This window comes from Nonomuraea cypriaca (assembly GCF_015645445.1).
GTDB lineage: Bacteria > Actinomycetota > Actinomycetes > Streptosporangiales > Streptosporangiaceae > Nonomuraea > Nonomuraea cypriaca.
The window spans coordinates 38,498-48,182 of the sequence record NZ_JADOGI010000063.1; the positions used below are offsets into that span (position 1 = coordinate 38,498).

Annotated in this window: 12 protein-coding genes; 6 read left to right on the plus strand and 6 right to left on the minus strand. The window is 68.4% G+C overall.

Features of this window, described 5'->3' with window-relative positions; all coding sequences use genetic code 11:
• The first annotated feature begins 12 nt into the window (after nt 1-12).
• Nucleotides 13-1,296 carry a nicotinate phosphoribosyltransferase gene (locus ITP53_RS21730; protein ID WP_195897272.1) on the plus strand — a complete coding sequence of 428 codons (1,284 nt, stop codon included), beginning with the start codon at nt 13-15 and terminating at the stop codon, nt 1,294-1,296.
• A gap of 35 nt (nt 1,297-1,331) precedes the next feature.
• Nucleotides 1,332-1,901 carry a nicotinamidase gene (locus ITP53_RS21735; protein ID WP_195897259.1) on the plus strand — a complete coding sequence of 190 codons (570 nt, stop codon included), beginning with the start codon at nt 1,332-1,334 and terminating at the stop codon, nt 1,899-1,901.
• Here ITP53_RS21735 and ITP53_RS21740 read toward each other — a convergent pair whose 3' ends face one another.
• Nucleotides 1,902-2,324: a PIN domain-containing protein gene (locus tag ITP53_RS21740; protein ID WP_195897260.1), complete on the minus strand. Its 423-nt coding sequence runs from the start codon at nt 2,322-2,324 to the stop codon at nt 1,902-1,904. It abuts the gene before it with no gap.
• The gene (locus ITP53_RS21745; RefSeq protein ID WP_195897261.1) at nt 2,324-2,560 is read right to left on the minus strand and encodes a hypothetical protein; all 237 of its coding nucleotides are present in this window, start codon (nt 2,558-2,560) and stop codon (nt 2,324-2,326) included. The genes ITP53_RS21740 and ITP53_RS21745 overlap by 1 nt, the downstream gene beginning before the upstream one ends.
• Before the next feature lie 166 nt (nt 2,561-2,726).
• Here ITP53_RS21745 and ITP53_RS21750 point away from each other — a divergent pair, with 166 nt between their 5' ends.
• Entirely contained in the window at nt 2,727-2,987 is a 261-nt protein-coding gene (locus tag ITP53_RS21750; RefSeq protein WP_195897262.1) for a hypothetical protein, read from the plus strand.
• Here the strand turns inward: ITP53_RS21750 and ITP53_RS21755 are convergent.
• Together ITP53_RS21755 and ITP53_RS21760 are read right to left on the minus strand one after the other, a co-directional pair.
• Nucleotides 2,984-3,361, minus strand: a complete 378-nt coding sequence (locus ITP53_RS21755; protein ID WP_195897263.1) for an STAS domain-containing protein — start codon at nt 3,359-3,361, stop codon at nt 2,984-2,986. The two genes, ITP53_RS21750 and ITP53_RS21755, sit on opposite strands and share 4 nt — an antisense overlap.
• A 177-nt stretch (nt 3,362-3,538) precedes the next feature.
• A complete protein-coding gene (locus tag ITP53_RS21760) occupies nt 3,539-3,763 on the minus strand; it encodes a hypothetical protein (protein WP_195897264.1) in 225 nt (74 codons plus the stop codon).
• Nucleotides 3,764-4,162: 399 nt separating this feature from the next.
• Between ITP53_RS21760 and ITP53_RS21765 the strand changes: the two genes are divergently transcribed.
• The 3 genes from ITP53_RS21765 to ITP53_RS21775 all read left to right on the plus strand — a co-directional run bounded on the left by ITP53_RS21765 (nt 4,163) and on the right by ITP53_RS21775 (nt 7,054).
• Nucleotides 4,163-5,266 (plus strand): helix-turn-helix domain-containing protein, encoded by a 1,104-nt coding sequence (locus ITP53_RS21765; RefSeq protein ID WP_195897265.1) that lies wholly within the window; start codon nt 4,163-4,165, stop codon nt 5,264-5,266.
• Nucleotides 5,256-6,413 (plus strand): hypothetical protein, encoded by a 1,158-nt coding sequence (locus ITP53_RS21770; protein WP_195897266.1) that lies wholly within the window; start codon nt 5,256-5,258, stop codon nt 6,411-6,413. The genes ITP53_RS21765 and ITP53_RS21770 overlap by 11 nt, the downstream gene beginning before the upstream one ends.
• Before the next feature lie 95 nt (nt 6,414-6,508).
• Nucleotides 6,509-7,054, plus strand: coding sequence for a GNAT family N-acetyltransferase (locus tag ITP53_RS21775; RefSeq protein WP_195897267.1), 546 nt, complete (start codon nt 6,509-6,511; stop codon nt 7,052-7,054).
• A gap of 47 nt (nt 7,055-7,101) precedes the next feature.
• Here the strand turns inward: ITP53_RS21775 and ITP53_RS21780 are convergent, their stop codons facing one another.
• Together ITP53_RS21780 and ITP53_RS21785 are read right to left on the minus strand one after the other, a co-directional pair.
• The gene (locus ITP53_RS21780; RefSeq protein ID WP_195897268.1) at nt 7,102-8,853 is read right to left on the minus strand and encodes a DEAD/DEAH box helicase; all 1,752 of its coding nucleotides are present in this window, start codon (nt 8,851-8,853) and stop codon (nt 7,102-7,104) included.
• Nucleotides 8,854-8,987: 134 nt separating this feature from the next.
• Nucleotides 8,988-9,685 (minus strand): hypothetical protein (locus tag ITP53_RS21785; RefSeq protein ID WP_195897269.1); only part of this gene is annotated, 698 nt, incomplete at its 5' end.

Below are 9,685 nucleotides of genomic sequence, written 5' to 3' on the forward strand. Positions count from 1 at the left end.
CGACACGTGAGAATGGCAATGAGCACTGCGTTGCTCACAGATCACTATGAGCTGACGATGTTGCAGGCGGCCCTGCGGAGCGGCGCGGCGCACCGGCGCGCGGTTTTCGAGGTGTTCGCCAGGCACCTGCCGGGCGGCCGGCGCTACGGGGTCGTCGCGGGAACGGGACGTGTCCTGGACGAGCTCGAACGCTTCCGCTTCGGTGACGAAGAACTCTCCCATCTGCGCGATCATCGGGTCGTCGACGAGTCCACTCTGGAGTTTCTGGCCGATTACCGGTTTTCCGGGAACATCTTCGGCTACTGCGAGGGCGACCTCTATTTCCCCGCCTCTCCGATCATGGTCGTGGAAGGCACCTTCGCGGAGGCCGTGCTGCTCGAAACGATCATCCTGTCGGCACTCAACCACGACTGCGCGATCGCCTCCGCCGCCTCCCGCATGACGAACGCCGCGGGCAAGCGGCCGATCATCGAGATGGGCTCGCGCCGCACGCACGAGGCCGCCGCCGTGGCGGCCGCGCGGGCCGCGTACATCGCCGGGTTCGCCTCCACCTCCAACCTGATGGCCGGGCGCCTGTACGGCCTGCCCACGGCCGGTACGGCGGCGCACGCGTTCACACTGCTGCACGACTCGGAGCGGGCGGCGTTCGAGGCCCAGATCGCCTCACTCGGGCCGGAGACGACGTTACTGGTGGACACCTACGACGTGGCCGAGGCGGTCCGCACGGCGGTCGACCTGGCCGGGGCGAAGCTGGGCGCGGTCCGCATCGACTCGGGCGACCTGGCGGCCGCCGCGCAGGAGGTCCGCGAGCAACTCGACGCGCTGGGGGCCTTCAACACCCGCATCCTGGTCACCTCCGACCTGGACGAGTACGCCATCGCCGCACTGGCCGCCGCCCCCGTGGACGGCTACGGCGTCGGCACCTCCCTGGTGACCGGCTCAGGCGTGCCCACGGCGGCGCTGGTGTACAAGCTGGTGGCGCGGGAGACGGCCACGGGCAGGCTGGAGGCCGTGGCCAAGCGCTCGGTGGGCAAGCCGTCGCGTGGGGGGCGCAAGGAGGCGTACCGGCTCATGGACGAGTACGGGCACGCCGAGACGGAGCTGATCACCACCGGCGGCCTGGTTCCCGAGCGCGGCGTCCCGCTCCTGCACGAGTTGGTGCGCGACGGCGAGGTCGTCGGCAGGGAGCCGCTCTCCGCCGCCCGCGAGCGCCACGCCGCGGCCATCGCCACCCTCCCCCTGGATGCCCTCCACCTCGGCAGGGGCTACGCGGCCGTCCCCACGGAGTTCACCTGACGCCTTCGCCGCCGCGACGGATTAGAGTGCTGTCCATGGGCACCGCGCTGATCATCGTCGATGTGCAGAACGACTTCACCGAGGGCGGCAGCCTGCCGGTGGCGGGCGGCTCCGAGGTGGCGGCGGCGATCACCCGCCATGTGACCGACCACTGCTACGACCACGTGGTGGCGACCCGTGACTACCACATCTCCCCCGGCGCCCACTTCTCCAGCACCCCCGACTACGTCTCCACCTGGCCCCCGCACTGCGTGGCGGGCACGCCGGGGGCGGACTTCCACCCGGCCTTCGACGTGTCGGAGGTGGAGGAGGTCTTCACCAAGGGCACGTACGCCGCCGCCTACAGCGGCTTCGAGGGCGTGTCCGCTGACGGGGTGCCGCTGGCGGAGTGGCTCAGTCAGCGCGGGGTCCACGAGGTCGACGTGGTCGGGATCGCCACCGACCACTGCGTACGCGCCACGGCGCTGGACGCGGTCGAGCACGGCCTGGCGGTGCGCGTCCTGCTGGACCTGACGGCGGGCGTGTCCCGCACCACCACCGAGGCGGCCATGGCCGAACTGGAGGACGCAGGCGCCACCCTGAAGGGAGCGCCTGCCGTTGGCTGATCAGTCGGCGTCGGCCGGCAACACGGTGAACGCGTCACCCCAGAGCGGCTTCATCGCCCTGAAGTGACGATGATCGAGCGTCAGCACCCGCGTCGTGGCATAGCGTGCCGCGACGAGAACGACGGACGCGTCCGTGAGCCCGATGGCCATGTCACGATAGCGGTCGACGATGGTCACCGCTCGCCGGACATCGTCTGTTGTCATGGGGACCATGTCATAGGTCCCCGAGCTCACATCGTTCAGGAACAGCATCTCCCTGCGCACCCCTGCGAGCTTGACGATCATGTAGTCCGTCTCGGCGAGCACGTATGGCGAGAGCAGCAGCGGCCCGCGTTCGGACAGCAGCGTCTCGCGCGCCTCCTTGTGCTGCGGCTGGTCGGGATCGATCGCGGCGAGCAGGCCGCTCGTGTCGAGCACCAGCATCAGTCGAGCCCATCCCGTCCGAAGCCCTCGGCAAGGATCTCGTCGATGCGCTCCGCCGTGAGCTCTTCGTGGCTCAGCCGAAACACCGGCAGCTGCGGCTCAGGGCGCTCTCCGACTACCTCCACGCTCAGCGCACGGGTGATCGCCTCGCGCATGTAGTCTTCGTCGGACAACCCATGCGCCCTGGCCGCCTCGGCGACCCGGTGCTGGATGTCCTCGGGTAGGTACAGACTCACTTCAGGCACCCTTCTACGGTAACCCGGCGCTCCCACGGCGCCACTGATCACGAAGAGTACACAGTAGGCAACGCTGTGGTCGTGTGATATCCAAAGAGGGCGGATCCTCTCTGACACCGAAGTAATACGGAGAGTCATAAATCTTCATACTCGTGGGAGGTTTTTCATGCTGGCTCTCTCCCTTGGCATGGCCTGGCTCCTCCTTGCCCCCCTCAGCCTGTGGTTACTCGTCAGAGGCTCCACCGGCGAACGGGCGGCCGCGCTCGTGACGTTGCTCTTGCTCGAGGGCGGCACGATCGCGATGGACGCACTCCTCGACGACGCCGACGACCGCTCGGCGGTGGTCCACGAGGTGTCCTGCGACGAGCTTCACCGCATTCCCGGATCACTCGCCTCCTGGCCCGCGAACCCGCCTGACCGCGCCTAACCGTGCGCGACGGCCAGCCGCAGCGCGTCGTCGACCCGGGCGAAGACCTCGAACGCGTGCCGCAGCCCGGTGATCGACAGCACCCTGGCAATGACACCCTGCACCCCGCCCAGCAACAGCCTGGTGCCCTGCGTCTCGCACCGCTGCATGACGTGGACGAGCTCGTTCATCCCCATGGAGTCGCAGAACCCCACCTCGCCGAGATCGAGGATCAGGAAGGCTTTGGGGGGCAGCTCCCAGATGTGCCGCATGTGCTCGCGAAGCACAGGCAGGGCGTTGACGTCCAGCTCCCCCTCGAGCCTGACGATGACGGCGTTTCGAGAGAGGCCGGAAGTGACGGTGAGCACCGGCTTTCCGTTGGCCTCAGACGACATGGGCTACGTCCTTCTGCGTTTCCGAGACAAGCCAAATGTGGTTGTTGCCGATTCTGCCAAGCTTCTAACGGGAGGCCACTGCTCTGTGACCAAATACGCATGGTCACGGCATGCGACCGATTGCCCTGGCGCCTCACGCGCGCAGCGCCACGGGGCGCGCCGCGCGCGATGGCGACTTCAGGCCACTCCGGATTTGATCATGTAGGCGGTGAACAGGATGGCGAGGACCACGAGCAGGGCGCTCGTACCGCTGACCACCACGACGACCCGCGTCCGCCGGACGATCCAGCGGAGCGCCGCCGCGCTCAGCATGATCAGGATCCCCAGGAGGAAGAGGGTCAGCTCTCTGGCGTCGGGAAAAAGGGGCAGTACCACCGTGAGGTGGGAGGTTACTGTTGTCATCAAGGTGTTTCCCTGGTACGGAGACGCGCTTACAGAAACCTGGCCGCGCGGCACCTCCACTGATGATCGGCGTCGTCGGGAGGTGTCCGCGATCTTTCCGCGTGGGATGCCGCTCCTGGTCGGGTGGGGGCTCATCGGGCTTCCTTCACGAACCACCCCCACCTCTTCTTCAGTAAATTTCAGTACATTAACTGAATCTTCCTACATTTAGTGCCTACCCCGACTGAATCCGGCTATTCGTACCCGGCGAGCCAAGGTGAATGGCTAGACTGAAGCCTTCTGTATGCGCGCCTTCGCACGTGGCCATAATGTTATGTCCTAGCTGCGGGTTCTCCGTGGAATCCACCTCTTGGACGATGTTCACTAGAGATTGCTGAAGTTCACACGAATGAGGCCGGCATGAGCGGCGACGATTCCGCGCGCAGTGCGCTGGCGCGCCGACTGCGCGAGCTCCGCGACAGCCGGTGGCCCGATCTGCGGGTCACGCAGGCGCAGTTGTGCGACGCGTTCCAGGTCAGTGTTCCGCTGATCTCGTCCTGGGAGTCCCTGCGCGCTCCCAAGATCCCGCCCCTGCCCAGGCTCGAGAAGTACGCGGCCTTCTTCGCCACCAGGCGATCGCTCTCCAACGGCCAGGCCCGTCTGCTCCCGCTGTCTGACATGACGCGGGAGGAGCTGGACGAGCACCGCGCGCTCCTCGACGAGCTGACCCGACTGCGTCAGGTCGCCCTGCGCTTCCAGGCCGCCGGCGAGACCGCCGAGACGGCCCCGGCCCGGGACTCCTACGAAGGCCCGTGGCACTTCGCCGACGGGGCGCCGATCACGATCATCTGTTCGCAGGTCCCCCCGGAGGAACGCGCCAAGATCCCGTACGCGACTCCGGAGCAGGGCGACTACATCGAGATCTACAAGTACTCGGACCTGGACTCGCTGTTCGAGTTGCACGGCCACCTCAGAGCGGCGAACCCGCGCAGCCTGGTGACCCTGCGCGCCACGGAGGACCTGCGCTCCGACGACCTGACGACACACGTGGTGCTGCTGGGCGGGGTGGACTACAACCAGGTCACCGCGTCCATGCTCGGCAGGATCGAGCTCCCGGTACGCCAGGTGCCCGACTGGGAGGGCGAGCACGGCCCGTACTTCGAGGTGGACCTGGGCGGCGACACGCGCCGGCACTACCCACGTATCAGCAGGTCAGGCGATAGCCTGCAACTGCTCGAGGACGTCGCGTTCTTCTACCGCGGCGCCAATCCCGACAACGTCCAGCGCACGCTGACGATCTGCAACGGCATGTACGCCAGAGGCGTGTACGGGGCGGTCCGGGCACTGACCGACGAACGGTTCCGTGACAGGAACGCCGCGTACCTGCGAGCTCGTTTCGGCGCCGCTGAGTCCTACTGCATCCTCACGCGGGTCAGGATCGAAGGCCGGGTCGTGGTCACCCCGGACTGGACTCTTGACGCGTACCGGCTACACGAATGGCCGGGACCCACTCATGGAGACTGAAATAGAACTGGTCAAGGGGGAGCCGCATCACCATGGCTCCCACAGGAATCTGGCCGACATATTCGACCAGCCGTCCGTGCCCGGTGGGTCCGGGACCGTGGACGCCATCGTCGTACCCACGATCCGCCATCCGCGCTGGCTGACGCACGCCGGCCGGCTGGCGGCCGCGCTCGGCCGTCCCCTCGTCACCCTGCACAGCAAATGGAGCAGCGCGCGGGAGGCGGCGGCCTGGATGCCGCCCGACGTACGGTTCATCGCCGTCGACATAGGCGAGGCGCACGGGCTCAACCTGCCGGACTTCAGGACCACGGCCCTGCTGAAGGACACCCCGTTCGCCCGCCCGACCGACCTCGGGGCCAAACGCAACACGGGGCTGCTCCTCGCCCGCCTGATGGGCTGGGAACGCATCATCTTCCTGGACGACGACATCGTGATCGGCGGCCACGAGGAGGTCACCAGCGCGGCTGCGCTGCTCGAGAAGTACGACGTCGTGGGCATGCACATCGGCGGCTATCCGGACAACTCGGTGGTGTGCCACGCGCACCGGTTCACCGGCGGGCACCAGGAGTCGTTCGTGGGCGGCGGCGCCCTCGCCGTCAAGACGACCTGCGTCCCCTCGTTCTTCCCCAACATCTACAACGAGGACTGGTTCTACCTGCTGGGCGAGACCTCGCTGCGTCCGCTCGCGGTGACGGGGAACGTGCGGCAACGTCCGTACGACCCCTTCGACCGTCCCATCAGGGCACGCGACCAGGAACTCGGGGACGTGCTGGCGGAAGGCATCTACTGGCTCCTCGACGGGCAGCGGCGGACGGGCTGGACGGGCGCGACCGAGCCGGCGCACTGGGCCGACTTCCTCGCCAGACGCAAGCACTTCATCGAGGACGTGCTGGGCCGCGTCCGGCGACTGCCGGTCGACTCGGCGCCCAACCGGCATGCCATGGAGAGCTCGCTGGTCGCCGCGCTCGGCCGCCTCAGACTGATCGATCCGGCGCTCTGCGTCTCCTACGTCAAGGCATGGACGGAGGACCGTCGCCGATGGGCCGACCACTTCGAAAAGATTCCGAACCTCGGCCCGGACACCGCCGTCGCGATGAAATGGCTGATCAAGGCGGATGCGAAGCCCCTGTTCTACAGGGCAGGGTGAGCATCCCCGGTTGATTCGCCTGCGGGTCAACCGGGAATCTGTCGTCCGTGGGGGCACCTGACATACGCCAAGCCGTCCATGAAGATCTCCCTGCCATGGTCCGTACACTCGGGCAGAAGCCCTATTTCACCGACCGGCTGACCAGGCAGGACACCGGGCACGGGTTTCTCCTCGTCGCCTGGCAGGAGGAGGTGGCGGTGGGCGACGTATACGTCTGGCTGGCCCCCGCGGAGGAGCCCGAGTTACGCGCCCACCTGCCGGACGTCGCGCTGATCACGCATCTCGAGGTGCTCCCCGGACGGCGCAACGCGGGCATCGGCAGCGAACTGCTGCGCGTGGCCGAGGAACTGCTCGCCGCCTTCGGCCACGAGCGGGTCGCCCTCGGTGTGGGCCTGGACAACCGCGGCGCGCAGCGGCTCTACGGCCGCTGCGGGTACGCCGAATGGCCGCACGGCAAGGTCGCCACCACCGAAGTCGTCTACCACCCGGACGGCACGCACGAGTTGCGCCCCGAAGTCTGCCGAATCATGGTCAAGCCCCTCAACCAGCACCAACGCCCCACCCCCCACCAACCCAGCCTCACCGGCAGCCGCTGCCACCATCGCAACCCCCGGTTCCCACGCAACATCGACTGGTCCTGACCCCAAACCCAACACCCACACCGCTCCACCCAACCGGCAACGGCGGGTCAGCGGCGTTGGGTGGCCCAGCGGCGGATGGTGTTGATCCGGTCCTGGATCTGCTCAGCCGTAGCCTGGGCGATCGGCGGGCCGCCGCAGGAGCGGCGCAGATCCGCGTGGATGACCCCGTGCGGCTGCCCCGTGCGATGGTTCCAGGCTCCCACCAGCCCGTTGAGCTCGCGCCGCAGCTCCGCGATCTGCTCGTGCGGCGCCAGCACCTCCTGCGGCTCGTCGGCCGTCTGCTTGCGCCTGGCCGCCTGCTGGTCGGACTGCCGCTTGCGGAGCAGCGTGGCCACCTGGTCGGGCTCCAGCAGGCCGGGCAGGCCGATGAAGTCCTCCTCCTCGGCCGAGCCGATCTCCGCCCCCGTGCCGAACTCACCGCCGTCGAACAGCACCCGGTCGAACGTGGCCGACGTCTCCATCGTCTCGAACGGAAGCTCGTCGCCCAGGACGTCGGGATTGTCCTTCTGCCGGTTGGCCTGCTCCAGGAGGGTGTCGTCGAGGCCGTCCTCCGGCGGCTTCTTGTTGAGCACGTGGTCGCGCTCGACCTCCATCTCGTTGGCCAGCCCCATGAGCGTGGGCACCGAGGGAAGGAAGACCGAGGCGGTCTCGCCGCGCTTGCGGGCCCGGACGAAGCGGCCGACCGCCTGGGCGAAGAAGAGCGGCGTCGAGGTGGAGGTGGCGTAGACGCCGACGCACAGGCGGGGGATGTCGACGCCTTCGGAGACCATGCGCACGGCGACCAGCCAGCGGTCCTCCGAGGCCGCGAACTGCTTGATCTTCTTGGACGCCCCAGGGTCGTCGGAGAGGACCACGGTGGCGCCCTCGCCGGTGATGTTGCGCAGGTGGCGGGCGTACGCGCGGGCTGTCTCGTGGTCGGTGGCGATGACCAGGCCGCCCGCGTCCGGCACGCCCCTGCGGACCTCGGTGAGCCGCCGGTCGGCAGCCTGCATGACCTGGCGGATCCAGTCGCCCTTGGGGTCGAGCGCGGCCCGCCACGCCTGCGAGAGCTGGTCCTTGGTGAGCGGCGTGCCGAGCGTCGCGGCGATCTCGTCGCCGGCCCGGGTGCGCCACTTCATCTCCCCGGAGTACGCCAGGAAGATGACCGGCCGCACGACCCCGTCGTCGAGGGCCGGGCCGTAACCGTAGGAGTAGTCGGCGAGGCTGCGCTTGACGCCCTCGCCGTCCTCCTCGTAGACGACGAACGGGATCGGGTTGTCGTCGGACCGGAACGGCGTCCCGGTGAGCTGAAGCCTGCGGGTCGCGGGCTCGAACGCCTCCAGCACGCCCTCCCCCCACGACTTGGCGTCGCCCACGTGATGGATCTCGTCGAAGATGACCAGCGTCCTGCGCGCCTCGGTGCGCGCCCTGTGCAGCGCGGGGTGCATGGCCACCTGCGCGTACGTCACCGCGACCCCGATGTAGTCGCGCGAGGTCGTGCCCTGGCTGTTCTTGAACTCGGGATCGATCCCGATGCCCACCCGCCCGGCGGCGTCGGCCCACTGGCGCTTGAGGTGCTCGGTGGGCGTCACGACGGTGATGGCCTTGATCACCCCGTTGGCGAGCAGCTCGCTGGCGATGCGCAGGGCGTAGGTCGTCTTGCCCGCGCCCGGCGTCGCCACGGTGAGGAAGTCACGCGGCTCACGCCTGAAGTAGAGCTCGAACGCCTGCTCCTGCCACGCGCGCAGCTTGGGGGCGGTGCCCCACGCGGCTCGGTCGGGATAGGAAGGCGAAAGGTGGGACGCGGCGAAGGTGCTCACCGCATCACCTCTGGGGTTGGTGTGCTTCGCTCTCTCACAGTGACCCAAGAGTAATCGGGGGCACCGACAAGACGTGCCGAGAGCCGTGGATTCTGGCCAAGGTGTTTCCTACGTGCTATGGACTTATCGCGGACTTATCGGATGCTCGTCATGACAGCGTCGAGTGCCTGCCTGCGGCTGTTCTCCTCGGGTTGGAGCAGTCCGACGATGAGTACGGGCCGGCCCTCGCGAGTGAGCAGCATCACTCGGAGGAACGCGGGCCGGTTGACCACATCCTGATATTCGGCCCGCAGCGCCCGCGTGTGTCCCCCCGGCAGTTCCTTGTCCTCGACGACGCTGACGCGGTCCCCTTTGAGCAGCAGCCTGGAGTACAGCTCCGCCGCCTCCGCCGTGGCCTCCTCGGCGTCCTCCACGGCCCCTGGGACCGGCCTCGCCATGACCAGCGCCCCGTCCCCGTCCCTGACGACCGACGTGAACCCCGTCACCGGCGCCACCGCGCCCTGGCTCCACCCCTCCGGCAGCGTCGCCGCCACCCCGGCCAGCGAGTCGCTCAGCCGTCCCGTCTCCACCGGTGGCGCGATGAGCCGCAGCACCACCGCGATCGCGCCCGTCACCAGCCCCGCGCCGGCCAGCGTCGCCACCAGCACGCTCGTCCACCGCCGCCACGCCCGTCCCCCTACGCGCCTGCGCAGTCCCGGGTCGGCCGGGGAGCCGTAGAGGCGAGCGGAGGGCGGGAGCGAGTTCCAGGGTGGGAGAGGGTCGTCGTCAGGTTCCAGGCCGCGTTCTGCGGTCCTGCGGATGCTGGGGTTCCACGGCTCCTCGGGCTCCAGGT

Bases quoted from the DNA above. Each gene is read 5' to 3' on its own strand.
- ITP53_RS21765 (WP_195897265.1), top strand. From the start codon at position 4,163: ATGAGCGGCGACGATTCCGCGCGCAGTGCGCTGGCGCGCCGACTGCGC.
- ITP53_RS21750 (WP_195897262.1), top strand. From the start codon at position 2,727: ATGCTGGCTCTCTCCCTTGGCATGGCCTGGCTCCTCCTTGCCCCCCTC.
- ITP53_RS21775 (WP_195897267.1), top strand. From the start codon at position 6,509: ATGGTCCGTACACTCGGGCAGAAGCCCTATTTCACCGACCGGCTGACC.
- ITP53_RS21735 (WP_195897259.1), top strand. From the start codon at position 1,332: ATGGGCACCGCGCTGATCATCGTCGATGTGCAGAACGACTTCACCGAG.
- ITP53_RS21760 (WP_195897264.1), bottom strand. From the start codon at position 3,763: ATGACAACAGTAACCTCCCACCTCACGGTGGTACTGCCCCTTTTTCCC.
- ITP53_RS21730 (WP_195897272.1), top strand. From the start codon at position 13: ATGGCAATGAGCACTGCGTTGCTCACAGATCACTATGAGCTGACGATG.
- ITP53_RS21740 (WP_195897260.1), bottom strand. From the start codon at position 2,324: ATGCTGGTGCTCGACACGAGCGGCCTGCTCGCCGCGATCGATCCCGAC.
- ITP53_RS21770 (WP_195897266.1), top strand. From the start codon at position 5,256: ATGGAGACTGAAATAGAACTGGTCAAGGGGGAGCCGCATCACCATGGC.
- ITP53_RS21755 (WP_195897263.1), bottom strand. From the start codon at position 3,361: ATGTCGTCTGAGGCCAACGGAAAGCCGGTGCTCACCGTCACTTCCGGC.